The sequence below is a fragment of the Streptomyces sp. AK02-01A genome, from assembly GCF_033795305.1.
Lineage (GTDB): Bacteria > Actinomycetota > Actinomycetes > Streptomycetales > Streptomycetaceae > Streptomyces.
Map to the genome: position 1 here is coordinate 72,330 of NZ_JARBAE010000022.1, position 26,383 is coordinate 98,712.

Genomic DNA, 26,383 nt, shown 5'->3' on the forward strand with positions numbered 1-26,383 from the left:
CGGGCCGGGCGCGGCGGAGGAAGCGCCGTGGCCGCCCGTCGTGTCACTCCCGCTCAGTCCTGGAGCGCGGGAATGATCTCGTCGCCGTACGCGTCGATGGTCGCTTCCTTCGCGTCGTGCATGTTGTAGACGGCGAACTGGTCGACGCCGAGCGCGCGCAGCGCCGTCAGCTTCTCGATGTGCGCCTCGGCCGGCCCGAGCAGACAGAACCGGTCCACGATCTCGTCCGGCACGAAGTCCGCGGAGGGATTCCCGGCGCGGCCGTGGTGGCTGTAGTCGTATCCCTCGCGCCGCTTGATGTAGTCGGTCAGCGCCTCGGGCACCAGACCGGAGTGCTCTCCGTACCGGGACACCAGATCGGCGACATGATTGCCGACCATGCCGCCGAACCACCGGCACTGCTCACGGGCGTGCGCGAGGTCGTCGCCGACATAGGCGGGCGCCGCGACACAGATCGTGACGGAGTCCGGATCGCGGCCGGCGTCCGACGCGGCCGTACGGACCGCCTTGACCATCCACTCGGTGAGAAACGGGTCCGCGAGCTGGAGGATGAAGCCGTCGGCCCGCTGCCCGGCCATGGCCAGGGCCTTGGGCCCGTACGCCGCCATCCACACCGGCAGCCTGCCGTCCCGCACCCACGGCAGCCGCAGCGGCTGTCCGTCGACCACCGCCTCGCGGCCCTCCGCCAGATCGCGGATGACACCGATCGACTCGCCCAGCCGGGCCAGAGTGTTCGGCTTGCGGCCCGCCACCCGCATCGCCGAGTCGCCGCGCCCGATGCCGCACACCGTGCGGTTGCCGTACATCTCGTTCAGCGTGGCGAAGGCGGAGGCGGTCACCTCCCAGGTCCTGGTGGACGGGTTGGTGACCATGGGTCCCACGGTCAGTGTGGTGGTGTGCTCCAGGATGCGGCTGTAGATGACGAAGGGCTCCTGCCAGAGCACGGCCGAGTCGAAGGTCCAGCCGTACCGGAAGCCGTTGCGCTCCGCGCGCCGCATGAGTCCGACGACCGCCGAGGCCGGCGGGTCGGTCTGGAGGACGAGTCCGAAGTCCATGGCCTTGTCCGCTCCTGTGTCCTAGGTGAGGTACTGGCAGGTCGAGCGAGGCGTGTACTGCCCGTGCCCCGCACGGCCGGTGAACGTCCGGCGGTCGATGACGAGCTCTCCGCGGGACAGGACCGTCTCCACCTGTCCGGTGATCCGCCTGCCCTCGTACGCGGAGTAGTCGACATCCATGTGATGCGTCCGCGCCGAGACGGTCTGCTCGGTGTGCGGGTCGTAGATGACGACATCGGCATCGGCGCCGGGCGCGATGGTGCCCTTGCGCGGATAGAGGCCGAACATCCTGGCCGGTGCGGCGCAGGCGATGTCGATCCAGCGGCGCCGGGTGATGTGCCCCTCGACCACGGCCTGATGGAGCAGATCCATCCGGTTCTCCACTCCGGGCAGGCCGTTGGGGATCCTGGAGAAGTCGCCGCGGCCCATCTCCTTCTGGCCAGCGAAGCAGAACGGACAGTGGTCCGTGGACACCACCTGAAGGTCGTCGGTACGCAGTCCGCGCCAGAGTGCGGCCTGGTGCTCCTTCGGCCGCAGCGGTGTGGAGCAGACGTACTTGGCGCCCTCGAAGTCCGGCTCGGCCAGATTGTCGGTGGAGAGGAAGAGATACTGCGGGCAGGTCTCGCCGAAGACCGGCAGTCCCTTGTCCCGGGCGGCGGCCAGCTCGGCGACGGCCTCCTCGGCCGATACGTGCACGACATACAGCGGCGCGTCCGCGACCCGCGCGAGCTGGATCGCCCGGTGGGTGGCCTCCGCCTCCAGCAGGACCTTGCGTACCTCACCGTGGTGGCGCGGATCGGTACGGCCCTCGGCCAGCGCCTGCTCGACCAGGACATCGATGGCGATGCCGTTCTCGGCGTGCATCATGATCAGGCCGCCGTTGCCCGACGCCCGCTGCATGGCCCGCAGGATCTGGCCGTCGTCGCTGTAGAACACGCCGGGATAGGCCATGAAGAGCTTGAAGGAGGTGATGCCCTCCTGGACGAGCAGGTCCATCTCCTTCAGGGAGCTCTCATTGACGTCAGCCATGATCATGTGGAAGGCGTAGTCGATGGCGCACACGCCGTCGGCCTTGGCGAACCACGCGTCCAGCCCTTCGCGCAGGCTCTGTCCCGGGGCCTGGATGGCGAAGTCCACCACGGTGGTCGTGCCGCCCCAGGCGGCGGCCGTGGTGCCGCTCTCGAAGGTGTCGGCGGCGAAGGTGCCGCCGAAGGGCATCTCCATATGGGTGTGGGCGTCCACACCTCCCGGGATGACGTACTTGCCGGTGGCGTCGATCGTACGGTCGGCGGTCCAGCCCTCGGCCGCGCCGGAGCCGTGCGCCGCGAGGGCGACGATCCGGCTGTCCTCGATCAGCACATCGGCATGGGTCTCGTCGGCGGCGGTGACGACGAGTCCGCCGCGGATCAGGGTGCGGGTGCTCATGGTGGTGGCGCTCCCTTTCATACGGTCGGCCGAGCCATGGGCGCCGGCCGCTTCGGCGGAACGGTCCGGCCGGCCGGGCCCGGCCGGCTAGAGGCTGTGCAGGGCCCGTTCGAGGATCGCCGCGCCCTCTTCGGCCTCGGCCACGGTCAGCGAGAGAGGCGGCGCGATCCGCAGCACACTGGTGTTGTGGCCGCCGCCCTTGCCGATCAGCAGCCCGCCCTCGCGCGCCGCTTCCAGCACGGCCGCCGCCGCCTCCGGTGACGCCTCGTCCGTACCGGGCCTGACCAGTTCGATGCCGATCATCAGTCCGCGGCCGCGCACTTCCCGTACGGCGTCCGTCCCGGCGGCGGCGGCGCGCAGTCTCTCGGTCAGGAGTCCGCCGACGCGACGGGCATTGCCCTGAAGGTCATGCTCCAGCAGATACGAGAGATTGGCGAGTCCGGCGGCCATCGTGACCGGGCTGCCGCCGAAGGTGGAAATGGAGTTGGCGTCAAGGCAGTTCATGATGTCGGCGCGGGCGACGACACCGCCGATGGACATGCCGTTCCCGATGCCCTTGGCGAAGGTGAGGATGTCCGGCGGACCGTTCTCGGCGTGCGCCTGCCAGCCCCAGAAGTGGTCGCCGGTACGGCCCCAGCCCGTCTGCACCTCGTCGCTGATCCACAGGATGCCGTGCCGGTGGAGGACTTCGCGGAACGCGGCGTACAGCCCGTCCGGCGGGATGGTGAAGCCGCCGACACCCTGCACCGGCTCGGCGATCAGCGCGGCGGGCGCGCGGGTGTGCCCGAGCAGATCCTCCAGATCGGCGACGCACGCCTCGATGAACCGCGCGTCGGTCAGACCGGCGTACGGCCCGCGGGTGCGGACACCGCCGTGCACATACAGCGTCTGGAGCGGAGAGAGACCGGTCGGCGACCAGCTTCGGTTGCCGGTGACGGAGACGGTGGAGAAGGACCGGCCGTGATAGCTGTTGCGCATCGCCAGGACCTGGTTCGACCCGCGGTAGGCGGTCGCCAGCAGCAGCGCCGTGTCATTGGCCTCGGTGCCCGAGGTGGTGAAGAAGACCCGGGCGTCCGGGATACCGGACAGAGTGGCGACCCGCTCGGCCAGGTCGACCATCGGGCGGTTGAGATAGAGCGTGGACGAGTGGATGATCCGGCCGGCCTGTTCGCTCACCGCCTTGGTGACCTCGGGCAGCGCATGCGCGGTCATGGTGGTGAGGATGCCGCCGAAGAAGTCGAGATAGCGGTTGCCGTCGGCGTCCCACACATGGCGGCCCTCGCCGTGAGTGATCTCGATCGGCCGCTCGTAGTACAGCGCCAGCCAGTCCGGCAGCACGGCGCGATGACGGTCGTGGAGATGTTCGGCGCCCTGGTGGGTCACGGCTGCACCAGTCCTTCGTACGCGTCGGGGCGGCGGTCCCGGTAGAACGCCCACTGCTGCCTGACCTCGTCGATCAGGCCGAAGTCCAGGTCACGTACGAGGAGTTCCTCCGCCTTGTCACTGGCGGTCTCGCCGACGAACTGGCCGCGCGGGTCGACGAAGTAGCTCGTCCCGTAGAAGTCGTTGTCGCCGTACTCCTCCTGGCCGACGCGGTTGATCGCCGCGATGAAGTACTCGTTGGCGACGGCGGCGGCCGGCTGTTCGAGCTGCCAGAGATGGCTGGACAGACCGCGCGAGGTGGCGGAGGGGTTGTAGACCAGTTCGGCACCGCCCAGTCCGAGCTGGCGCCAGCCCTCCGGGAAGTGGCGGTCGTAGCAGATATAGACGCCGACCCGGCCCACCGCGGTGTCGAAGACGGGCCAGCCCGCGTTGCCGGGCCTGAAGTAGTACTTCTCCCAGAAGCCGTTGATCTGCGGGATGTGGTGCTTGCGGTACTTGCCGAGGTACGAGCCGTCGGCGTCGATCACCGCGGCGGTGTTGTAGTAGAAGCCGGACTGCTCGATCTCGAAGACCGGGACGACGATCACCATCCCGGTCTCCCGGGCCAGCTCCCTCATCCTGGTGACCGTGGGGCCGTCCGGGACGGGCTCGGCCCATCGGTAGTGCTCCGGCTCCTGCACCTGGCAGAAGTAGGGCGCGTTGAACACTTCCTGGAACCCGATGACTCGCGCGCCCTGCCGGGCCGCCTCGCGGGCGTGTTCCTCATGCTTGGCGATCATGGACTCGGTGTCGCCGGTCCAGGTCGCCTGGACGAGTGCGGCGCGTACGACTCTGGCCACGAGCTGCTCCTTCGGCCGGGGGCGTCGATGAGCTTCTACGCACGTAGATAATTCGCGTAGGAAGAGAAGGTAAGCCCCGTCACACACGGGGGCAAGACCATCGTCGTTAACCCGCAGAGTCGATCAAGTTTCACACCCGAGCGGTCGACTCCTGGCTGTTCGAATCAACGGGCCGTACGGTTCCGGCAGGGTCAGGCGCCCACGATTCCGGCCATACGCAGGGCGTGGACAAGGTCGCGCTCACGGGACGCCGAGACGGCGCGGGCCGCGTCCAGAAGCTGAGGGACGAGACGGCGCGGATCGGGCACAGCGACGAGCGCCGCGTCCTCGGGGGTGCGGGCCTGTACGAAGGCGCTGAGCAGCGCTCGCGCCTCCGGCGCCCGGCCCGCCTCACCGAGCGCGACAACGGCGTCCGCGATCTCCGCGGCGGGACGCGACACTCCCTGGCGCAGTAGCTGACCGCAGTCGTCGTCGCGGCCGGCCACGGCGAGCGCACCGGCGGCCGCGGCGAGCTGTACGGGCGGCAGGAAGGCCGCCTCCCACAGCAGCTCGGCCCAGTCGGCGCCGAGACCGGCGCGGTGCAGCTCGGCGGCGAGCAGCGGAAGCTGCTCGGGAGGCCGCCCGGCCGCCTCACAGAGCACGACATGCGCCTCTCCGCTGCGCCCGTCGGCGCGCAGCCGGATGAGGGACTCGACGATCTCGACGGCGGCCCGCCGGTCCTCCGGCGAGTGCGCGGGCGCCGCTTCGCTGACGGGAGCGGCGGGCGCGCCACCGAACCGCGCGCCACGTGGTGTGGCGGGAGCGGCGGGAGGCGGTGCGGGCACCACGGGCGCCGGCGCGGCCTCTTCGGCTTCGTCGATCTCCAGCCCGGCGAAGCGCGCGCCGCGCGGCTTGCGCCGGGCCGCGCGCTTCTTCTCCCGTGGCCGGTCGGCCGGAGCGGGCCCGGCGCCGGACGCGGCGGCCGGACCGTCCTGGCCCGCCCACTGAGGAATACCCGTCCCGTCAACCAGAGTTGACTGACCGTCAGATTCCTTTCGGTCCGCGAGCGCGCCGGGACCGTTGTCGCGTCCGCCGCCGGACCATCCCGAGAGCCCGCGCGCGCCGGACACACCGGGCGCGGGAGCCGAGAAGACCGAACGGTCCTCCGGCGGCGGCACCTCACCACGGAACCAGCCCTCCGGCGCCACCGGGCGCGCGGCCGTGGTGGCGCGGCCCGGTGTGGTCAACGCCGCCAGCCTGGCGCGGAGTTCGGCGCAGCGCGCGGAGGCGCGGGCATGGTCGTCGCGGACCCAGGCGAGCTCATGACCGAGCTGTTCCGCGTCGGGCGTGCCCGCCGGCATCGTACGGAGGAGGCGGACCAGTTCCTCGGCCCGGTCCATCGCGTACGCCTGCTCGCGGAGCATCAGCCGCAGCCGCTCCGAGAGCGCCTCGGTCCCGCCGGGGCGCCGGTCGTGCGCTGCGGCGGCCGCCGCGTGGAGTCGTCGCGCGCGTACGGTCTCGACCGCCGCCGCGCGCTCGTCACGTCCGGCCGCGAAGTCCTGGAGCAGCGCCTCCACCACGTCCCAGGGCGGGATCTCGACGCCGTCGCAGCAGGCGCGCAGACCGTCGGGGTCACGATGGCAGAAGACGCCGTACCAGCCGTCTCCCGGATCGAGGAGTGATGTCAGATCCCGTAAGTAACGGGCGAACGCCCCTATCTCCTCCGGGAGTTGATGCACCGCCATCGCTGCCCCGTCCCTGCCCGGCCTCGCCGGAGGGAGCCCTCCGGTCCGCAGGCATTCGACCTCAGTCGTGTTACAGGGCGGCTACGTACAGTTTTCCGAGGCGGTGCGGTGCGCTCGGCCGGCGGCGTCAGAACGTGATGGCGATGCCGATCTGCGGACGCGCGCCGCGCCGCGCGATCCTGGCCGGCCAGTCGACGGCCCAGAACTGCCAGGTGTACTTGCGGGAGAGCAGCTTGCGGACGGCGTCCGTCGCCGCCGGGTCGAGCAGCCGCGCCGTGCCCTCGGCGCGTGGCGCTCCCTCCGCGATCCGCCCGCGCACGTCGCACCTCGTCACGACGACACGGCTGTTGTGGCGGATCCGTTTGACCTTCCAGGCATCCGACCTGGTCCAGATGAACAACTCGCCTCCCTCGACCGCGTGCCAGACGGGGGTGTCGACACCCGTACCGTCCTTGCGATAAGTGGTGAGGCTGACATAACGGCTGCGTCCGAGCTCATCCAAGGTCGTCACGGACGGGAGACTACGCCGTCTCCGGGCTCCTGACAGGAGTTCGATCGCAAGGAGGCGGGAGAGCTTCAGACGGGCACCGGCACGCAGTTCACCGCGATCTCGTCCATCGACAGGCCCAGCGCTCCGGCCAGCGCCGCCACGGTGAAGAAGGCGGGCGTCGGAGCGCGGCCGGTCTCGATCTTGCGCAGGGTCTCGGCCGACAGCCCGGCCACGGCGGCGATCTCCACCATACTGCGCGCACCGCGCGCCTCACGGAGCAGTCGGCCGAGCCGCTCGCCTCGCTCGCGCTCTTCCGGGGTGAGGGGGCTGCGTACCATGCCGTCATTCTAGGGCGTGTTGCGAAAGCGGCGCCGTCCGCCCGGAGTGCGGGGCCCGCGGCGTCCGGCGCGTAGGACCGCAAGGCGCCCCTGACACCGCCGTACCGCCTCACCAACGCGGGCCGGTACGAGAGGAACAACGCGTCCCGGCGCGCGCCGGGACGCGTACCGGCAGCGCAGGCCGGTTCCGGACACGGCGCCCACGCGATTCCTCCGCCACACCTCGACCGGTATAGTTATTGGAATGGTGGAGATCAAAACCGATGCGTCCCTGGATTCCATGCGCGCCGCCGGACGGGTTGTCGCACAGGCACTGGCGGCGGTACGTGAAGCGGCGGCCGTGGGAGTCACGTTGCGCGCTCTCGATGAAATCGCCCGTGCCGTCCTGCGTGACGCCGGAGCCGGCTCGCCCTTCCTCGACTACCATCCCGGCTGGGCGCCCACGCCCTTTCCGGCGGTGATCTGCGCCTCCGTCAACGACGCGATCGTGCACGGCATCCCCGACTCCTCCCGCCTGCACGACGGAGATCTGGTGAGCATCGACTGCGGTGCGGTGCTCGGCGGCTGGGTCGGCGACTCGGCGATCAGTTTCACGGTCGGCAGCGCCCGCCCTGACGATCTCCGGCTCATCGACACGGCCAACGAGGCACTGGAAGCGGGCATCGCGGCGGCCGTCGTCGGCAATCGCATCGGTGACATCGCCCACGCGATCGGCCGGGTCTGCCGCGCGGCGGGCTACGGCATCCCGGACGGCTTCGGCGGACACGGCGTGGGCCGGAGCATGCACGAGGACCCGGGCGTGCCCAACGAGGGCCGCCCGGGCCGCGGTATGCCACTGCGCCACGGCATGGTCCTGGCGATCGAGCCGATGCTGATCAGCAGCGGTACCGACCGGCACTTCACGGCCCGCGACGGCTGGACGGTCCGCACACTGGACTCCAGCCGCGCGTCCCACGCGGAACACACGGTCGCGATCACCGACGAGGGACCGCGCGTCCTGACGCTGCTCTGACATGGCTCCGGGTCCTGTCCGGGACCGGAGGACCGGCCGGACAGGACCCGGAAGACCGCGACGCGCCGCTAGGACGTGTCTGACACATCCCGCCTGCCCTCCGGGCGGACGGCGCCATGTGTCAGACCGGGCCTACCGCCGGCCGGCCGGATGTACCACCATCGCCGAGCCGCCGCCCCTGCGGACCTTCTCCGCCGCCGCGACCCATCGGCCGTCCGGCAGCCGCTGTACGCCGGTCGCCGCGCCGATCTCCGGGTTCTGGGTGAACACATGCCCCAGCGACTCCAGTTGCCGGCGCACCGGGCTGTTCCACAGTGCCGGTTCCAGCTCCGTCGTCGGCGCGTTGCGCTGGCTCGCGCGCGGCGCGGCGATCGCGTCGACCAGCGGCAGACCCCGGTCGATCCGGCCGGTCAGCGTCTGGAGCACCGTCGTGATGATGGTCGCGCCGCCCGGCGAGCCCACCGCCAGGACCGGCCGGCTGTGCGAGTCGAGCACGATCGTCGGAGAGATGGACGACCTCGGCCGCTTGCCGGGACCGGGCAGATTCGGGTCGTGGACGGCCGGATTGGCCGGTGCGAAGGAGAAGTCCGTCAGTTCGTTGTTGAGCAGGAAGCCGCGTCCCGGCACGGTGATCGCGCTGCCGCCGGTCGACTCGATGGTCAGTGTGTAGGCGACGACATTGCCCCACTTGTCGGCCGCCGTGAGATGCGTGGTGTTCTCGCCCTCGAATGTGGTCGGCGCGGCGGTCCCGCCGGTCGCGCACGGCGTGGGGTCACTCGGGTCGCCGGGCGCCAGCGGGCTCTTCAGCACCGCGTCGTCCTTGATCAGACAGGCGCGTGAATCGGCGAAGCGCTGCGACAGCAGTCCCTTCGTCGGCACGTCCTCGAAGGCCGGATCGCCGACCCAGCGTCCCCGGTCCGCGAAGGCTATCCGGCCGGCCTCGATGAAGTGGTGCAGATATTGCGTCTGCGTGGCCCGCGAAAGGTCCGTGCGCTCAAGGATGTTGAGCGCCTCACCGACGCTCGTACCACCCGACGAGGACGGCGCGATGCTGTACACGTCGAGCCCGCGGTAGGACACCTTCGTCGGCGCCTGACGCTTCGTCCGGTACGCGGAAAGGTCCCTGGTGGAGAGATCGCCGGACCGTACCGTGCGGGTGGCGTCCGGACCGACGGGCGGTGTGCGCACCGTACGGACGATGTCGCGGCCCAGCTCGCCCCGGTACAGGGCGTCGACGCCCTTGCGTCCCAACTCCTCGTACGTACGCGCCAGATCGGCGTTCTTGAAGACCGATCCGACGACCGGCGGCTTTCCGCCGGGCAGGAAGAGCTTCGCGGTGTCCGGGAAGTCCGCGAACCGCTCCTGGTTGGACTGGGTCTGGGAGCGGAACGTGTCGTCGACGGTGAAGCCGTCCTTCGCCAGCCGCTCCGCGGGCTTCAGCAACTGTCCCAGGGACCGGCTGCCCCAGGCGTCGAGCGCCGTGTCCCAGGTAGCCGCGGTACCGGGCGTGCCGACGCTGAGGCCGCTGGTCACCGCGTCCGCGAACGGCAGCGGTTTGCCGTCCTCCAGGAACAGCGAGCTGTCCGCGGACCTCGGCGCGGTCTCGCGGCCGTCGACGGTGTGGACCTTACGGGACGCGGCGTCGTAGTAGACGAAGTAACCGCCACCGCCGATTCCGGCGGAGTACGGCTCGGTGACACCGAGCGCGGCGGCGGTGGCCACCGCGGCGTCCACGGCGTTGCCGCCGTGCTTGAGCACCTCGATCCCGGCGGCCGTGGCGTCCGCGTCGACGCTCGCGACCGCTCCGCCGTATCCCGCCGCCTCGGGCGTCTTCACCGGCGTCTTGGCCCGGGGCGCCGCGTGCGGCGACAGGGGCGGGGCGGCGGCACCGACCGAGAACATGGCCGCGGCAACGACCACGGCCGACACATTCCGTGCAGCGGAGCGACGCATCCGTACCTCCAGTCAAGAGCAGTCCGCGCAGCGTAACTTCACCGCACCTGCCCCGCCAGGACCCGTCTCGAACCATGCTGCGGCATCCCGTCGACGCCCACCAGTCAAGCCGGACCGCCCGCGTCCACGGCCCGGGACGCCCATGGCCCGGGCGCCACCGCTACCATGCGCGCCCATGGATGACGACATACGCAACATCGTGCTCGGCGTGGTCGCCGCGGGCATCAGCGCCGCACTGGGCTGGCTCGCCCGCACCTATCTCTGGCGGCGCAGGCTCCGCAGGAAGCAGGCGTTCCTCGGGCTGCCGGGCAACTCCGAATGCCTGCTGGTCGTCAATCGCGAGGCGGGCGGCGACGGCGCGGTCCACCGCTATGACGTCTTCGCTCTGCTGGAGCTGGCCGCCATGATCAAGGACTGCGGCGCGCACGCCCAGATAATCCAGCACGACACGGCGCGGCAGGGCTTCGGCGAGCGTACGGAATTCTGTCTCGGCGGTCCGGTCTCCAACCGCCGCATGGCCGCCCATCTCAGCTCGCTGCTGCCCGGCGTCAAGATCAATACGGATCCCGAACCCGGCCCGGAGCGTGGCGCCTTCCAGATCGGTTCCGAGCGCTACCGCGCCGAGCCCGGCGTCGCCGAGTATGTCCTGCTGGCCCGGCTGACCGCCGGAGAGGAGTCGAGACCGGTCTTCCTCTTCTGCGGGCAGCGGGCCATCACCAACCAGGCGGCGTCGCGCTATCTGGCCCGCCATCACGAGAAGCTCGCCCGCAAGCACGGCGACGGCTCGTTCTGCCTGCTGCTCAAGGTGGTCAACTCGCAGGCGTACGGAGCCGACGTGGTCGAGCTGGTCGCCGATGTCACCCGAGCGGCCCAGGCGCCCGTCCCCGTCGTACACAATTCGCATCGCGCGAAGGACTGAAGTCCTCCCGCACCGGCCGTCGTGCACCTCCGCACCGCGAACCGGTGCCGGGAGTCGCACTGGCGAGAGCAGCCCGACCGGCGCACAGCTGACCTTCTCCCCGTCCTGGCCGGACCGCCGTATCCGCCGGTACCGCCGAACGAGAACTGATCTCCGGCTGCTGCCGGGCGGGCCATCGCCCCTGACCCACTGCACGCTCGGCAGCGGTCTCCCTGGGTGGGCCGGGGCCGAAGCGTCCAGCCTCTCCCCGGAGCACGCCGCTGACGCCGGGCCTTCCGGTTGGCGGACCAGAGGCGCAGCATGCGCGTCCCGCGGCAGATCGGCGAGATCACCATCACCACAGGGATGAACGGCAAAGCCTAGTCGAGATCCGCGCGGCCGGGACAGCCGCCCGCGCACGAGAAGCGTCCGCCTCCGGCGCCGGACCGGACCACGGACCGGAGGCGTCAGGCCTCGGCCGCCTCCGCGTACACCTGGGACAGCTCGGGCGCGCCGGTCACCGCCCAGTCGAGGCCCGCCTCCACCACCCGGATCTCCCGTCCCGAGACCAGCCGCACCACGGGATGCCCGCCCGGCCAGATGTGCCAGGCGGCGCCCGGGACCGTACGGACGATCACCGTGCCCAGATAGAGTCCGGCGTCATTGCCCAGCCAGGGCAGCTCCTCCGGATCGTCGCGCCAGCGCGGCGGAAGCTGGTCGAGTGCCTCCAAGGAGGCCGGTGAGTCGTCGAGTTGAAGACCGTCCTGCCCTGCCCGGACACGCAGCAGCGCGCACTCGGAGAGCAGTTCGGCCACACCCTCCGGATCGCTGCCGGCGGCGGAGGCGAGCGGCGTACTCTGTCCGCCGCCGTGCCGCTTGCGCCAGTTGTCCAAGATGTTCATACCACTCAGCCTGCCACTCGCCCGGCCGGGGCACCATAGGGCGCGCGGGCGCCCCGGCGCGGGGCCGGGTTCGGTGGCAGGGCCTCAGACGTCGAGATCGACCACGACCGGCGCGTGGTCCGAGGCGCCCTTGCCCTTGCGCTGCTCGCGGTCGACATAGCTGTCCGTGACGGCGCCGGCGAACGGGCCATTGCCGTAGACCAGGTCGATGCGCATGCCTCTGTTCTTGGGGAAGCCCAGCTCGCGGTAGTCCCAATAGGTGTACGGGCGGTCGTACTTGAGCGGACGGGGCAGCACATCGGAGAGGCCCTCCTCGCGCAGCGCGGCGAGCGCGGCACGTTCCGCCGGAGTGACATGAGTGGCGCCCTCGAAGAGCGACAGGTCCCAGACGTCCTCATCCGTCGGAGCGACGTTGAAATCACCGAGGACGGCGAACGGACGCGGGCCCGCCGAATCCTCGGCCACCGCCTTCCGCAGCGCCTCCAGCCAGCGCAGCTTGTACGCGTAGTGGTCATGGGCGACCTCGCGGCCATTGGGCACGTAGACCGACCACAGCCGGACCGGACCGCAGGTCGCGGAGACGGCCCGCGGCTCGGTGACGCCCTCGTACTCCGGGCCGCCGGGGAGGCCCTTGACGATGTCCTCCAGGCCGACCCGGGAGATCAGCGCCACGCCGTTCCACCTGCCGGTGGCGTTGACCGCGGACTCGTAGCCCAGCTCACGCAACCGGTCCGCCGGGAACTGCTCCTCGGTGCACTTGGTCTCCTGGACGCACAGCACGTCCGTACCGCTGCTCTCCAGCCAGGCCAGCAGCCGGGGAAGCCGAGCGGTGATCGAATTGACGTTCCAGGTGGCGATACGCATACAGGACAGCCTATCGGCGGGGTCCGACAGTCATGGATCGGCGGCGTCCGGACCGCACGGCCGGTCCGGACGGCCCCGGGTCACAGGTCGACGGATTCTCCGGAGGCGAGCCTGCCGTGGTCCGCTCCGCCCAGGGAGCCGATCTGCGTGTCGTAGAACGGCCGGGCCAGCTCGGTGAGCATCGCGTCGTGGATGTCATAGGCGCGGCGCGGCTTGACCTCGCGTACGTAGTCGATCACCTCGGAGATCTTGTTCCAGGGCGCGTGCACCGGCAGCATCAGCGTGTCGACCGGCACGCCCGGCACGGTCAGCGCGTCGCCCGGGTGGAAGAGCGAGCCGTCCACGAGATAGCCGACGTTGGTGATCCGCGGGATGTCCGGGTGGATCACGGCATGCAGCTCACCGTGCACCTGGACATCGAACCCGGCCGCGCTGAAGGTGTCACCGTGCCCGACCGTGTGGACCCGGCCGGGAAAGGCCGCGGAGACCAGCTCGGCCACGCTGCGCAGCGTCCACAGCTCGGCGTCCGGATTGGCCTCCAGACCGGTCCGCAGCCGGTCCTCGTTGAAATGGTCGGGATGCTCGTGCGTCACAAGGATGGCGTCCGCACCGGCCGTGGCGTCCTCCTCGGTGTAGGCGCCCGGATCGATGACGAGGATCCGCCCGTCCTTCTCCAGCCGGACGCAGGCATGTGTCTTCTTGGTCAGCTTCACCGCGAACCGCCCTTCTCGTCGCCTTCTCCCGCGCTTCCGGTCCGCGCACTTCCCGCTCGGGCGCTCGCCGCGCGCTTCTCTCCATCATCACCCCGCTACGCCTCGGGTGTCGTCTCCTCCTGGATCACCGCGCCGGCCACCCGGAACGCCGTGTTCGCCGCCGGGACACCGCAGTAGACGGCCGTCTGGATCAGTACTTCCTTGATCTCGGCCGGAGTGAGGCCGTTGCGCAGCGCGGCCCTGGTGTGGAAGGCCAGCTCCTCCAGGTGGCCGCCCGCGACCAGCGCGGTCAGCGTCACGGCGCTGCGGGTGCGGCGGTCCAGTCCCTCCCTGGTCCACACCTCGCCCCAGGCGTAGCGGGTGATCAGCTCCTGGAAGTCGCCGGCGAAGTCGTCAGCGGAGGCCATGGCACGGTCGACATGCGCGTCTCCGAGGACCTGGCGGCGGACCCGCATCCCGGCCTCGTACGGGTCGGGACGCCCGGTGGTCACGGCCTCCGGCTGCTCGGCGGGTGCGATCTCGGCGACCGGACCGACCATCGCGGACAGCGCGGGCGCCATCGTCCGGTCGGGCAGCACCGTCAGGCCGGTCGAGGTGTCGGACGGGTTGTACCAGGCGGTGGAGAAATGGTGGACGAGCAGGTCCGTGACGGCGCCGGGCTGTTCGACGGGCGCCAGATGTGAGGCGCCCGGGACCAGCGCGAGCCGCGCGTCCGGTATCCCCGCCACCAGGGTGCGCGCCTCGGCCGGTCCGGTGACCTGGTCCTCGGCGCCGACCAGGACGAGCGTCGGCACGGCGATACGGCCCAGCTCCGCCCGGATGTCGAAGGCGGCGAGCGCCTCGCAGCAGGCGATGTAGCAGCCGGGATCCGTCGTACGGACCATCTGCACGGCCCATTCGACGATGGCCGGCTGAGCGGCGGCGAAGGCCGGCGTGAACCAGCGCTCCGGCGCGGTGCGGGCCACCGGATCCAGACCGTTGGCGCGGACGATCACTCCGCGCTGCCGGAACTCGTCGGCCGAGCCGAACCGGGGCGAGGCGGCGACCAACGCGAGCGAGGCGATCCGGTCCGGGCGGCGCAGCGCCAGCTCGGAGCCGATGGCACCGCCGATGGAGCAGCCCACGTAACCGAAGCGCTGGACCCCGAGCCCGTCGAGTGTGGCCAACAGCCGTTCCGCCAGTTCGGGAACGCTGGTGGCGGGGTGCGCGGGTGCGCCGCCGTGGCCGGGCAGATCGAAGCGGAACACCCGCCACTGGCGGGCCAGCTCCGGTACCTGCCGGTCCCACATGTGCCAGGTGGTGCCGAGGGAGGGGCCCAAGATCAGGACGGGTGCGTCTTCTGGCCCGTCCATGCGGTACTGCAGTGTCTTAGTCGTCGTCTCACTCACGCGTCCGAACCTCTCACATCTCGCGATCTCTCACGACCGCCCGGTATGCCGGTCCGCCGGAGCGCTGTGCGGACCGTCCCAGGTGGCCGCCGCTGGGCGAAGATCCTCAACGTCCGGCCTGAGGTACCGACGCCTGGTGGTCCTGACGTTCGTGGGTCCGGCCCAGCGCGCCAACAGGTGGCCGGGAACACCCTGGTCGGCGAGACAGGTGAAGCAGGAAGCCCGAGCGTCGCGGAGACGCACTCGGCGCAACCTGTGGGCCCGTGTGCGGAGTTGCCTCACGGTGTGGATTTCCCCGGCTACCTTCACGCGCAGGGAGCCGGGGTCCACGTAGGCCCTTCCCGGAGCCGGCTTCTCGGCGGCCTGGAGAGCCGTGGACTTCTTCAAGGCATCCCACCGGTACGGGCAGTGAGAGAACGCTCACCCGCCATGGACTTCGTGTCCTTCTCGACGACGGTCTTGTTCCCCGTCGTCGTCCGGGTGTTCACGATGATGAGCGTTCCCTTCACCGGCCCGTCCGGCTCGTCCTCGCGCACGGCACTGAGAGCCACGGACAGCATCTCTTCCGACGCGTCGGGCAGGAACAGTTACCTGAGTCGGTCGGGGCCCACGTGCACCGCTGCGCCGCCGCAGGGCCTCTTTCGCGTCCAGCGCCGGGGCCGGGTTCCGCGCCGTCCCCGATCCGCATATCCACATGGGCGAGGAAGAATTCCGTTCGGCGCTTGAGAAAACGATCACCCGGACCGTTGAGTCGTCCGCGAGCGTGGTCAGCAGTGTGCGGAGCTCGCGCATCATCGTCACACCGAGCACGTTCACCGGTGGGTTGTCGAGGATGGTCCGTGCGACGCCGTGTTCGTTGCTCACTCGCAGGGTCGAGTAAGGGCTGTCCCGTCATCCCTGGTGGATCAGCGCGCGGCGTCGGATGCGGTGGATCGCACGGCGGAGGGACGCTCGCATACTGGACGTATCCGGGTGTTCCGACAACGCGGCGAGGCGCCGTAGCTGTCGTCGCGCGCCCGCCGGGGATTAACAGGACAGCCCTCAGCCGAGTTCGCTACTCAAGACGGCGAGTACATGTGCTCGCTGGATGCGGCGTATCGCGGCGGGCGTCTGTCCTGATGCCAGTAGCTCGTCAATGAGATTGATGTGTACGGTCGCCAGCAAGACATGCGCCAGGTATTCGGCGTCCTCGGTTGTCAGAGTGGGAATGGCCTCCGTCACGGTCTGCGCCAGCAGGTCCCGCATCCACCGGTATTGCTCGCTCTGCAGCAGTCCTGCCGTTGCGACTTCCCGAGCTCTCAGCAGGTTGCGGTTGTCGAGCTTGAAGGTGAGCACCGCGTCAAGGAAGGCGACGGCCCGCTCCCGCGCAGAGGCTCCGGGCCCGAGCGGCGGAGGGCCGTTCTCCACCTGGTCCCGCAGATCCTGGGCTTTGGTGGCCCACAGGGCGTCCAGCAGGCCGTCGCGACTGCCGAAGAGCCGGAAGATCGTCCCTTTCCCGACATGTGCCGCCGCCGCGATGTCATCCACGGAGACACCGCTGACGTCGGCTCGCGCGAAGAGGTCGTCCGCGGCGGCGAGCACGACGGCAGGCGAGGTCGAAGGGCGGCCTCGCCTCCGTCCAAGAATTTCGGACTGACGGTCCGTATTGATGTTAGGCTGCTCAGGACACACAAGTTCGAAACCTGACTGGAGAGACCATGAGCTCATCATCCACCCTGCCGCAGTGGTTTTCTCGCGCGCTCGACTCGCTGTGGGCCCGTGACCTCGACGGCTTCACATCGATCTTCGCTCCAGACGCGCTCTACGAGATTCCCTTCACCCCCACTGGCCCGGTGCGGCTTGAGGGTCGCGAGGAGATCGGTACTTTTATGCGTGGCCTGCTTGACGGCGGCCGGCTCCGCTACGGCTCTCTTACGGAAGTCCGGGCCTACGAGACCCAGGATGACCTGATCGTCGAGGCCGTCGCCCGCCATCACCGCTCCGCGGACGGATCGCCGCTTGACCTGAGTTACATCTGGTTCGTCACGCGGCAGGACGGTCAGGTAAGCCGGTTCCGCGACTACATGAATCCACTGGAAATCTCAGCGATTTGAGCGCCGGACCAATGGACTCCGGCAGGGCATGGACTGACACGAGCCTTCGTCTCTTGGGTCTGTCGTTCAGCTCTCCGCGGGTGAGGGGCCGGGGTCCGGTGCATGCGACTGCGGGGCGTCGGCTGAGCGGGCATGTGTGGGTGTCGGGGCCCGCGACGATGCGGAGATCCAAACAACAGGCCCTCGCCCGGTAAGGGTTGCCGCCGAGTCAGGCGGTGCCGTCGGTCGATTCGCGGACCGCGTCCAAGTGACCACTGTGGCAGGTGCCTTCGTGAGCACGCGGATCAAGATGTGCCGCACGCCGGGCAGTTGCCAGGCCGGCCGGATCTCCACGAGCCAGGCGGCGGGCTCCTGTTCGGGCGCGGCGGCGGCGAGCACGGCGTCCGCCCGTGCGATGGCTGCTCGGTAAGGGCTGTCCCGATCTTGAGGTGCGGAAGCCCTCACAAAGACCTGACAGTGCGGCCCGGTGCAGCCTGGTGACGCCACACTGGCGGCCGGACACGACCTCATCATCGTCCTCGCCCCCATGCACGAGGGCCCAGCGCCCAGGACGACGTTGCCCGCCTCAAGACACCGCCCGCGCCTCCCTCGCCGTCCCCGACGACGCCGGCCTGCCGAGTTTCCACAAACCGCTCGCGAACCGTTCTTGGCCTTCGTCGACGCGGCTCACAGCCTCCTGGACACCCGGGCCGCCGCTTCCTGAACCTCAGGCGGCCACGCGCGATCCGCCACAGCACACGGACTGTGGGACCTGCCTTCACTGGGACCCTCCACGCGTCCTCATTCGCGGCCAGCGCGCTGAAGGGGCTGAATTCCCTGGCCAGGAGACCGAGCACTTCTCGCCTTGGCCTTTACCGATCGAACGCGTCCTCAGAGGGCGACCGGAACACGTCATGTCTCAACGACCGCTCCGAGAAGCCGAGTTGCTGCGGAAAAGCTCCTGCCGCGTAGATCCGGGCACCGGCCAGGGAGCCGCCACGGGACAGCCCTTGGGTGGGGATATCCCCACCCCGCTTTCTGCTGGTGCTCCCATGGTCCGGCGGCCCGGCCCGAAGCAAGATCTACAGCATTACCCGGCTCAAGATCAGCACACCGCCGGTCGCGCCGCGAAGCAATGAGAGACGGTCAAAACAATCATGGCTGAAGGTCTTATCGCCCGTATGGGGCACTGGTGCTTCCGGCGCCGTTGGCAGGTGCTGCTGATCTGGGCGGCCGCGGTCGCCGTGGGCGTCCTGAGTGCGGGGCCCGTGTTCAGCGCGATCGCGGGCGGCGGTGGATCGTCGTCCATGGAGTCGGTCCAGGCCGGTGCCGTACTCGACAAGGGAAGCGATCATGGCGGCGTCGTCATCGGTGTCATCGACGGCGCCGATGCGGCGGCGCCGGCGGTACGGCAGGACGTACGGTCGCTCGCGGGCACGCTCAAGCGGGTGGACGGGGTGGCCTCGGTGGTCACTCCGTACGACACGGGGCTGCCCGAGGCCGAGACGGCGATGCTGACGGCCAAGGACGGGGCAGGTCTGCTCGTCCAGATCACTTTGTCCAAGCTGGACGACGAGGCGGAGGCCACCGCGGTCGAGGCGCTCACCGGCACCCTGCACGGTTTCGCCGCGACCCTCGTGGACAGCGGCCAGACCGGCGCCCGGGTCACCGTCGGCGGCGAACCGGCGCTGGAGAAGCAGTTCACGGAACAGGCGTCCAAAGACCTGAACGGCGCGGAGTCGCTGTCGCTGCCGGTCACGCTGGTGGTGCTGGTGTTCATCTTCGGCGGTGTGATCGCGGCGGGGCTGCCGGTGCTCGGCGCGGTCGTGTCGATCGCGTCCTCGATGACGATTCTGCTGCTCATCACCCGGTTCACGTCGATCACTTCGGACGCGGTGACAGTGGTGACGCTCCTCGGGATGGGCCTGTCCATCGACTACGGGCTGCTGCTCGTCGCCCGCTACCGCGAGGAGCTGGGGGCCGGTTTCCCTCCGGAAGCGGCGTTGAGCCGCTCATGGGCGACGGCGGGGCGCACCATCGCCTTCAGTGCCCTGACCGTGGCCGCGGCGCTGACCGGACTGCTCATGTTCGGCATCCCCGAGCTGGCGGCGCTCGGTGCGGCCGGTGTCGCGATCGCGCTGGCGTCGATGCTGGTGGCACTGACGCTGACGGCGGCGCTGGTCGGCTTCGCCCGCAACCGGATCAAGCCCGCGAAGCGGCGGACGCGGCGCGGTGGAGCTTGGCGCCGTAAGCCGCGGGCGGAGGCTGGAGCGCCGGGGCCTGACGAGCGTGCCGCCTCCGCCGAGACGGGCGTCTTCGCCGGGCTCGCTCGCCGCGTACAGCGCCGTCCGCTGACCACCATGCTGGTCACAGCCGTGGCCCTGGTCGCCGCGAGCCTTCCCGTGCTGTCGATGTCGATGCACCTCAACGACACCGGAGCGCTCCCGAGGACCCTGGAGTCCGTACGGGTCTCCGATCAGCTCGCCGACCGGTTCGACCTGCCGACGGTTCCGACCATCACGGTCGTCGCCAAGACCGATGCCGCCGCCCTTGACGACTGGGCGCGACGCTGGACGGACACGCCCGGTGTCACCCGCGTCTACCCGGCGCAGAAGGCCGGCCCGGGGCTGGCGACCGTCGGCATCGACACCACCGGCGACCCCGAGGGCGCCACGGCCCGGGACCTGGTCCACACGATCCGCGCCGACCGCCCCGACGGTGGCCAGTCGTGGGTCACCGGCGACGCGGCGGGCCTCGACGACGTACTCCAGCAGATCACGGACCGGCTCCCGCTGGCGATCGCGGTCACGCTCTTCGCGATGGTCGTCCTGCTCTTCGCGATGACCGGCTCCGTCGTCGTGCCCCTCACCGCCGTCGCCATGAACACCCTGTCCCTCGGGGCGGCGTTCGGCCTGCTGAGCCTGGTCTTCCAGCACGGCCTCCTCGCCGACCCGCTCGGTCTGCTGACCGTCGACGGCTTCAGTCCCTTCACCGTCGTGTCCGTCCTCGCCTTCGCGTTCGGCCTCTCGATGGACTACGAGGTGTTCCTGCTCGGCCGCATCAAGGAGTACGTGGCCGAGGGCCTCGAAACCGACGTCGCGGTACGGCGCGGCCTCCAGCACTCGGGCCGGATCATCACCTCTGCCGGGCTGCTGATGGTCATCGTCTTCGCCTGTTTCATCACCGGCCGCATGGGCTCGGTCCAGCAACTGGGCCTCGGCCTGGCCACGGCTGTGGCCATCGACGCCACGGTCGTACGCTGCGTCCTCGTCCCCGCCGTCATGACCCTGCTGGGCCGCGCCAACTGGTGGGCCCCGGCCCCGCTCAAGCGGCTCCACCGCCACATCGGCCTGAACGAAACGGTACTCCCGGAGCCCGCGCCGGCAGCGGCACCGGCGCAGGCCCGGACGCGGGTGTGGGCGGGACCTGAGGCGCAGGTCCCGACGCCGGTACAGGTACCGGTACCCGCCGGGGCAGAGCCACTGCCGGTCCACCGCAGCCGGCACCCCGAACCGCGGCGATTCACCGCCACCCCGGTCCTGGCCGAACGGCGGGCGGTGACGGAGGTGCGAGCGGAGACGTCCGCGGTGGCACCGGCGCAGACGGAGGTACGTCACCGCCGGGCGTCGGTCGGCATCGCCTACCTCTGGTGGTTCCTCCTGGGCCTGTTCGGCGCGCACTACTTCTACCTGGGGAGGACCGGCCGCGGAGTGCTCTACCTGTGCACGGCCGGTCTCCTGGGAATGGGCTGGCTGATCGACCCCTTCATACTGCCCAGCCAGGTCAGGAAGACCAATCTCGACCAGCGAGAGAACTGACGCGGCCTGGATTCCTGACGGCACCTGGGCCCTGTCTGAGCGACAGGGCCCAGGACTACGGCCGCAGCGAACAGACGGCCACCTGGTCGGCGACGCCCACCGCCAGGGTCACCGGAGCCGGGCTCCGTCCGGTTCGATGACATCCGCTCTCTCACCACCATGGACGCACGTACAGCCGCGCGCCGCGTCCGTGAAGTGCGCGTCTGGGCTGACGGCTCAGCAGCCGCTCCGAGTGGTACGTTATCAATCGACCACTAACGTAGGAGTGAAGATGACAGCCAGGGAAGACAACGCCAACCGCCGTGCCGCTGCCCAGCACGCTGTGGCCGAGCACCTGCGCCTTACCGCCGCAGGGCGGACCGATGAATGGGTGCAGTTGTTCGCACCGGACGCGGTCCTGGAGTTTCCGTTCGCACCGGCCGGCATGCCTCGGCGGGTAACGGGGCGAGACGCGCTGTTCGCACACATGAGTCACTTTCCCGAGACCTTTGACGTGGAGTTCGGCGACATGGTGTTCCACGAGACGGTCGATCCGAGTCTTGTGATCGCCGAATTCCGCTCAACGGGCACTGCGCGGCCGACCGGCAAGCCGTACGAGCAGACGTGCGTCTCCGTCGTCCGTACCGATGACGACGCGCTCATCACCCACTACCTGGACTACTGGAACCCGCTGGTGGCGATCGAGGCACTCACACCCCACGAGGCGCCGTCCGACCTCGATCACAGCGTGACTTTTGGAGGCTGAAGGGGAGCCGTGTTCAACTGATTCCCATGCCTGCCGCCGGTACCAGCACGAAGAGCGACGAACGACGTCGGGCCATCGCGGCCGCCGCGATTGACTGCTTCGGACAGAAGGGCTTTTACGGTACGACGACGCACGAGATAGCCGAGTGGGTCGGTATCTCTCAGCCGTACCTCTACCGCCTGTATCCGAACAAGCAAGCGCTGTTCGCGGCGGCGGTCGACCACGTGTCCGTCGTGATGACCGAAACCCTGGTCGCGCACTCGCCGGCGTCGGATGGGGCCGGGTCGACGCCCGAGGCGGCGTTGGATGCGGCGCGCGGCGCCTACGCCGCGCTCGTCGCGGACCGGACCATCCTGCGTTTCCTCATGCACGCGAACTGTGCCGCCGGTGAGCCACTGGTGGGACAGGCCGTGCGCCGGTGCTACGCCAAGCAGGTTGACACCGTTCGGCAGTTGCTGGGCGACGACGACGCCGTGCGGCAATGGTTCGGCGCCGGAATGCTCGACAATGTGGTCGCCGTGCTGGGTCTGGCGGACATCGACGAGCCGTGGGCACACGTCCTCAGCAATCGATGACCCGACACCGGGGATACGCCCGCGTCTCTACGCCCTGACCTACAAACCCGGGTTGGTTCTGCCCGACGGCCATGGCGAGGAACCGGCCGTCGGGTACGGGCCGCTGACGGCCGTGGCTCGCGACAAGGTCAACCTCAAGCGGATCGCCACGCACTGGCCGGACATGCTCCGGTTGGCCGGGCCGCTCATCAGCAACCAGGTCCGGTCCTACGACCTACTGCGGACGTTCGGACCCCGATGGTGACAACTGTCGCGCCTTGTCTCACGGTTTCCTGATTTGAGGGAAGAAGAACCCTGTGTCGTAATTGGTAGTGGCGTATCTCGAATCGGCAACGGCCGTTCGAACGGTCGCTGCCACGAAGGGTGAGCGATGAAACTCGCGACGTTCGACGCCGGTTCTGGGCAGCATGTCGGCTTCGTCAATGATGGCGAGGTGGTAGACCTCACGGCGGCCGACCCCTCGATGGCGACGATGATCGAATTGCTGGAGCGTGATCCTGAGAAGGTGCGGGCCTCCTCCGGCTCAGCCCCGAGGGTGCCGCTCTCGGAGGTAAAGCTGTGTGCGCCTGTGCCCAGGCCGCCCAAGTTTCTCGCCATCGGCTACAACTACGCCGCTCATCTTGAAGAGACCCATATGGAGCGGCCAAGCCGTCAGGCATGGTTCAACAAGCAGCAGACCTGCATCATCGGCCCCAGCGATCCGGTCTGGATTCCGACGGCCGCTCCGGACGAGGTCGACTACGAGGGCGAACTCGGTGTGGTGATCGGCAAGCAGTGCAAGGACGTCCCGAACGAGAAGAGCGCGGTACTGGACGTGATCGCGGGATTCACCATCGTCGACGACGTCAGTGTGCGCGATTGGCAGGAGCTTGAGCCGGGCATGGTGGTCAGCAAGTCTTTCGACACCCACGGTCCGATCGGTCCATGGATTGTCACTCCGGACGAGATCGGCGACCCGCTCGATCTGCGGTTGCATACCTATGTCAGCGGTGACTTGCGCCAGGACGGGCATACGGCGGACATGCTTTTCGATCTGTACGAGCAGGTCTCCTACCTCTCCAGTGCGTTCACCCTGGAGGTCGGCGACGTGCTGGCCACGGGCACCCCGAGCGGCATCGCCTGGCACCGGCCTGGCAAGTATCTCAAGGCGGGCGACACCGTTCGCATCGAGATCGACAAGATCGGAGCCCTGGAGAATCCGGTCATCGATGAACCGCGCTGACCATCCGGGAACACGCGTCACCGCTGACGGGCCGGGGTGGCCGGTCATGCCGGAGCGCGGTTGCCGGCGGATCTCGCCGACGCGACTGGACTGACATCCGCGTACCTGGCGATGTGCTGCGGCCGTTGCCGCCGTGCGGAAGCCGGCCACAATCCGGCCGGGTACACCCATCGCTACGGGACAGCCCTTAGACGGCCATCACACGAAATCGCCACGCACCATCAGCGCTTCACACTGGCGCACAGCTCGTGCGGCGACCGGTCCCGGTCAGAGGTGCATCACGGAGGCGCATGAGGGCCTTCTGATCATTCGCGTATAGACGTGGTAATCCACACCGAACCCGGAAGGCCCTCACCCGTTCAGGATCAAACCGCGCCGGTGGTCACGCGACAGCCACGGGTCGCGGGCCGGCACGGCTCGGGTCATCAGCGAGAGGCTGGGGTGAGTTCAACGCCAAGCTGGCGCAGCCACTCCAGGTTGTCGTACTGGACCCACTCTTCCGCCAGCCTGCCGTCCTCGTCGTAGCGGAACATGTTGATCAGCGTCAGCGTCACCTGCTTGCCGTGCGGCTGAACAGTTCCGATCGGCGTCAGATCGAACGGCTTTTCAAATATGCCGCCCATCTCCGTCCGGCACCCGATCAAATTCCCAGCGGAGACGATCTCATATCGCTCGCAGTAGTAGGTCGTGAACGCGTTGCGCATCTGACTGAAGAAGCTCTCCAGCTCCTCGAACCCGAGCTCACCATCAGGGCCATGGAACGTGAAGTCCGCACTGAAGTAAGCGCGCAGTGCGCTCGGATTCGCCTTGGAGATGGCGTCCCGTCCGATGCGGACGAGCGCGCGGGAGCGCTCGTCGTAGTGGGTGTCGTCGGGAGAGATGAAATTAGGCATTTTTTTCCTCTGGATCAGGCTGTTCAAGGTGCCGTGCCACGTGGAGACGTGCGTCTGCCGAAGCCGACACCGAACTGTGGAACCTGGAGTCGGTTCCAATCAAAAGATGCTGCGGGGACGAACTCGGCGCAGCCCATCGAAGAAGAAAGCGCGCCGATGGCTTTATGCTCACGTTCTCACATGGCTTTTCCTTCCGGAGAGTCTTCGGTCCACCTGTGGCGCGAGTAGACCGCGCGGGGTCGGCATGTGCGAACGGCCCTCGCCGCATGGAGGCGCATGGGACGACGCAAGGACGGTCAGCCAGGTCGGTGGCACCGTGGGCTCTCCGACCCGGCCGGCGTCCGATCAAATGACTGGAGGCTTTCCGGCGCGCAGGTCCGCCATCGCCGCAATTGTTTCGGTGTCGAACCAGAGAATCTCGGTGTGGACCCCGGTCACTGGGCGAGAATCGAAGTAAGCGAAGTGGCTTCCGCCGGTGGAGAAGTTTCCGGCTTGCACGGCGGGTCCGAACGTGGCGGTCAAATCTGCGGCCGTCGCTTCGAAGTCGTGCACCTGGAATCCCAGATGGTGAAGGCCGCCTTCCGGCTGCTCATCGAGGAACTCGGTGTAGAGATTTGCATCCCCATCACGGCGAGGGCTGATGACCTCGATATTGGTGTCGCCGATGTACCCCAGAGCCATGTCCACGCGCAGGTCGATCGGCTTACCGCGGTAGGTCGTCTCCAGTAGCGGGGCGTTTTCCATAATCCAGAATCCCGCGGGTCCGTACACGCGCTCCAATTCGGCGCACTTCGACTCCAGATCGGGCGCGACGACGCACCACTGAAGGAATCCCTGAGCCAACTGGTTTTGTGCCGGGCGAGCGAGGTCGAAGGCGGTGAGCGTCTGCACTGTTTCGTTCATACAGACATCGTTGCGCTGTCCGAGCCATTCCACCAGCGATTCCTTTTCATCGCTCCCATGCCAAAACAGCATGGCTGACGGCTGTTCCGTAATCCCTGAGCGGGTCTCGCGCGAAGGACCCGCCCTCGCGCGCACCGTCCCCGCGCATCCGCCTCCGCGCACAGCCCGCTGTCGCGCCGCCGCGCCACAGTCGGCATGAAGAGTCGTCCTTTGCCCGCCTCGCGGTTCACGCATATCGTCGGGCCATGCCGGAACTGACGCTGACGGGCCTGCGGGTCACGCTCGAAGTCGCTCAGCGCGGGTCCTTCACCGCGGCGGCCGAGGCGCTCGGCTACACGCAGTCCGCGGTGTCGCGCCAGATCATCGCCACGGAAGCCGCGGTGGGAGCCCCGCTGTTCGAGCGGCACGCCCGCGGGGTCCGGGCGACGCTGTCCGGGGAGGTGCTGCTGCGGCACGCGCGCCGCATGATCGCGCACGCGGAAGCGGCGGAACTGGAGATCGCCGGGCTCCGCGACCGTCTCGCGGGCCGCCTGGCCGTCGGCGCGTACCCCACCGCGGCGGCCGTGCTGGTGCCCCAGGCCATCGCTCGCCTGCGAAAGGCACACCCGGCCCTCACCGTGAGCCTGTGGGAAGCGGGCAGCCCCGCCCAACTGCGCCGCCTTCGCGCGGGACGCATCGAGATGGCCGTAGTGGCGATCGGCGAAGGACTCCCCGACTACGACTTCACCGGGCTGCGCATCGAGGTCATACGCACCGGCGGCGGCATTGGCGTGGCCGTCCACACGGCCCATCCGCTGGCCTCCCGGGACGAGGTGCACGTCGACGACCTGGCGCAGGAAGCGTGGATCGTGGGAGCCGGTGGGGAGGGCGGGCCCCAGTTCGGCGCCTGGCCCACCATTGAAGCTCCGCGCGTGGCCTACGAGGCGCGCGGCTGGCAGACGCGCCTGGGGCTCGTCGCCGCGGGACTGGGTGTCTCGGTCATGCCCGGGCTGGCCGCGGACACCGTCCCGCAGGGCGTGAAGTGGCTGCGTGTCGAAGATCCCGCGCTCGTACTCAAGAGAGAGACCGTGATGGTCACGGCCACCGAAGCGTCGGCCGGCGCGAGAGCCATGCTCCAGGCCATGCGCGACGAGGCCGCGAAGCGCGAATCATCCGTGTGACGGCTCCCCAG

Annotated in this window: 24 protein-coding genes and 2 pseudogenes; 9 read left to right on the top strand and 17 right to left on the bottom strand. The window is 69.2% G+C overall.

Annotated elements, in window-relative coordinates:
- Nucleotides 1-53: 53 nt before the first annotated feature.
- From PV679_RS20890 to PV679_RS20920, 7 genes are all read right to left on the bottom strand, one after another.
- The gene (locus PV679_RS20890) at nt 54-1,055 is read right to left on the bottom strand and encodes a TIGR03842 family LLM class F420-dependent oxidoreductase (protein ID WP_319681850.1); all 1,002 of its coding nucleotides are present in this window, start codon (nt 1,053-1,055) and stop codon (nt 54-56) included.
- A gap of 21 nt (nt 1,056-1,076) precedes the next feature.
- Nucleotides 1,077-2,480, bottom strand: coding sequence for a dihydropyrimidinase (gene hydA, locus PV679_RS20895; RefSeq protein ID WP_319681851.1), 1,404 nt, complete (start codon nt 2,478-2,480; stop codon nt 1,077-1,079).
- Between the two features lie 87 nt (nt 2,481-2,567).
- Nucleotides 2,568-3,863, bottom strand: a complete 1,296-nt coding sequence (locus tag PV679_RS20900; protein ID WP_319681852.1) for an aspartate aminotransferase family protein — start codon at nt 3,861-3,863, stop codon at nt 2,568-2,570.
- Nucleotides 3,860-4,702, bottom strand: coding sequence for a nitrilase-related carbon-nitrogen hydrolase (locus PV679_RS20905; protein ID WP_319681853.1), 843 nt, complete (start codon nt 4,700-4,702; stop codon nt 3,860-3,862). The genes PV679_RS20900 and PV679_RS20905 overlap by 4 nt, the downstream gene beginning before the upstream one ends.
- Before the next feature lie 191 nt (nt 4,703-4,893).
- Nucleotides 4,894-6,426 carry a hypothetical protein gene (locus tag PV679_RS20910; protein WP_319681854.1) on the bottom strand — a complete coding sequence of 511 codons (1,533 nt, stop codon included), beginning with the start codon at nt 6,424-6,426 and terminating at the stop codon, nt 4,894-4,896.
- Between the two features lie 127 nt (nt 6,427-6,553).
- On the bottom strand, nt 6,554-6,937 hold the full coding sequence (locus PV679_RS20915; RefSeq protein WP_319681855.1) for a PPOX class F420-dependent oxidoreductase: 384 nt from the start codon (nt 6,935-6,937) through the stop codon (nt 6,554-6,556).
- 65 nt (nt 6,938-7,002) lie between these two features.
- On the bottom strand, nt 7,003-7,254 hold the full coding sequence (locus tag PV679_RS20920) for a helix-turn-helix transcriptional regulator (protein ID WP_319681856.1): 252 nt from the start codon (nt 7,252-7,254) through the stop codon (nt 7,003-7,005).
- 244 nt (nt 7,255-7,498) lie between these two features.
- Here PV679_RS20920 and map point away from each other — a divergent pair, with 244 nt between their 5' ends.
- Nucleotides 7,499-8,266: a type I methionyl aminopeptidase gene (gene map / locus PV679_RS20925; RefSeq protein ID WP_319681857.1), complete on the top strand. Its 768-nt coding sequence runs from the start codon at nt 7,499-7,501 to the stop codon at nt 8,264-8,266.
- A gap of 132 nt (nt 8,267-8,398) precedes the next feature.
- Here map and ggt read toward each other — a convergent pair whose 3' ends face one another.
- Nucleotides 8,399-10,219 carry a gamma-glutamyltransferase gene (gene ggt, locus PV679_RS20930; RefSeq protein ID WP_319681858.1) on the bottom strand — a complete coding sequence of 607 codons (1,821 nt, stop codon included), beginning with the start codon at nt 10,217-10,219 and terminating at the stop codon, nt 8,399-8,401.
- A 175-nt stretch (nt 10,220-10,394) separates the two neighbouring features.
- Between ggt and PV679_RS20935 the strand changes: the two genes are divergently transcribed.
- Nucleotides 10,395-11,138 (top strand): hypothetical protein, encoded by a 744-nt coding sequence (locus PV679_RS20935; protein WP_319681859.1) that lies wholly within the window; start codon nt 10,395-10,397, stop codon nt 11,136-11,138.
- 248 nt (nt 11,139-11,386) lie between these two features.
- Here the strand turns inward: PV679_RS20935 and PV679_RS20940 are convergent.
- The 7 genes and pseudogenes from PV679_RS20940 to PV679_RS20970 form a co-directional block, all read right to left on the bottom strand.
- Nucleotides 11,387-11,494, bottom strand: a pseudogene (locus tag PV679_RS20940) (amino acid ABC transporter permease); the annotation flags it as partial.
- A gap of 90 nt (nt 11,495-11,584) precedes the next feature.
- On the bottom strand, nt 11,585-12,019 hold the full coding sequence (locus tag PV679_RS20945) for a DUF6278 family protein (protein WP_319681860.1): 435 nt from the start codon (nt 12,017-12,019) through the stop codon (nt 11,585-11,587).
- 84 nt (nt 12,020-12,103) lie between these two features.
- Nucleotides 12,104-12,883 (bottom strand): exodeoxyribonuclease III, encoded by a 780-nt coding sequence (locus PV679_RS20950; protein WP_319681861.1) that lies wholly within the window; start codon nt 12,881-12,883, stop codon nt 12,104-12,106.
- Nucleotides 12,884-12,963: 80 nt separating this feature from the next.
- Nucleotides 12,964-13,596, bottom strand: coding sequence for an MBL fold metallo-hydrolase (locus tag PV679_RS20955; protein WP_319681862.1), 633 nt, complete (start codon nt 13,594-13,596; stop codon nt 12,964-12,966).
- Between the two features lie 95 nt (nt 13,597-13,691).
- Nucleotides 13,692-14,984 (bottom strand): 4-carboxymuconolactone decarboxylase, encoded by a 1,293-nt coding sequence (gene pcaC / locus PV679_RS20960; RefSeq protein ID WP_319681863.1) that lies wholly within the window; start codon nt 14,982-14,984, stop codon nt 13,692-13,694.
- A 383-nt stretch (nt 14,985-15,367) separates the two neighbouring features.
- Nucleotides 15,368-15,535, bottom strand: coding sequence for a hypothetical protein (locus tag PV679_RS20965; protein ID WP_319681864.1), 168 nt, complete (start codon nt 15,533-15,535; stop codon nt 15,368-15,370).
- A 490-nt stretch (nt 15,536-16,025) separates the two neighbouring features.
- Nucleotides 16,026-16,565 (bottom strand): helix-turn-helix domain-containing protein, encoded by a 540-nt coding sequence (locus PV679_RS20970; RefSeq protein ID WP_319681865.1) that lies wholly within the window; start codon nt 16,563-16,565, stop codon nt 16,026-16,028.
- A gap of 116 nt (nt 16,566-16,681) precedes the next feature.
- On the opposite strand from PV679_RS20970, the gene PV679_RS20975 reads away from it, so the two are divergent.
- From PV679_RS20975 to PV679_RS21000, 6 genes and pseudogenes are all read left to right on the top strand, one after another.
- Complete coding sequence (locus PV679_RS20975) at nt 16,682-17,077, top strand: nuclear transport factor 2 family protein (RefSeq protein ID WP_319681866.1); 396 nt, start codon at nt 16,682-16,684, stop codon at nt 17,075-17,077.
- Between the two features lie 1,136 nt (nt 17,078-18,213).
- Nucleotides 18,214-20,874 (top strand): MMPL family transporter, encoded by a 2,661-nt coding sequence (locus PV679_RS20980; protein WP_319681867.1) that lies wholly within the window; start codon nt 18,214-18,216, stop codon nt 20,872-20,874.
- A gap of 271 nt (nt 20,875-21,145) precedes the next feature.
- A complete protein-coding gene (locus PV679_RS20985; protein ID WP_319681899.1) occupies nt 21,146-21,619 on the top strand; it encodes a nuclear transport factor 2 family protein in 474 nt (157 codons plus the stop codon).
- Between the two features lie 26 nt (nt 21,620-21,645).
- Nucleotides 21,646-22,194, top strand: a complete 549-nt coding sequence (locus PV679_RS20990; protein ID WP_319681868.1) for a TetR/AcrR family transcriptional regulator — start codon at nt 21,646-21,648, stop codon at nt 22,192-22,194.
- Nucleotides 22,127-22,426 (top strand): annotated as a pseudogene (locus PV679_RS36215) (Tn3 family transposase); the annotation flags it as partial. The gene PV679_RS20990 and the pseudogene PV679_RS36215, both read left to right, overlap by 68 nt.
- A gap of 138 nt (nt 22,427-22,564) precedes the next feature.
- Nucleotides 22,565-23,416, top strand: a complete 852-nt coding sequence (locus PV679_RS21000) for a fumarylacetoacetate hydrolase family protein (RefSeq protein ID WP_319681870.1) — start codon at nt 22,565-22,567, stop codon at nt 23,414-23,416.
- A gap of 425 nt (nt 23,417-23,841) precedes the next feature.
- Here the strand turns inward: PV679_RS21000 and PV679_RS21005 are convergent, their stop codons facing one another.
- Nucleotides 23,842-24,336 (bottom strand): ester cyclase, encoded by a 495-nt coding sequence (locus PV679_RS21005; protein WP_319681871.1) that lies wholly within the window; start codon nt 24,334-24,336, stop codon nt 23,842-23,844.
- A gap of 318 nt (nt 24,337-24,654) precedes the next feature.
- On the bottom strand, nt 24,655-25,245 hold the full coding sequence (locus PV679_RS21010) for a VOC family protein (protein ID WP_319681872.1): 591 nt from the start codon (nt 25,243-25,245) through the stop codon (nt 24,655-24,657).
- 212 nt (nt 25,246-25,457) lie between these two features.
- Between PV679_RS21010 and PV679_RS21015 the strand changes: the two genes are divergently transcribed.
- A complete protein-coding gene (locus tag PV679_RS21015) occupies nt 25,458-26,372 on the top strand; it encodes a LysR family transcriptional regulator (protein ID WP_319681873.1) in 915 nt (304 codons plus the stop codon).
- Nucleotides 26,373-26,383: the final 11 nt, after the last annotated feature.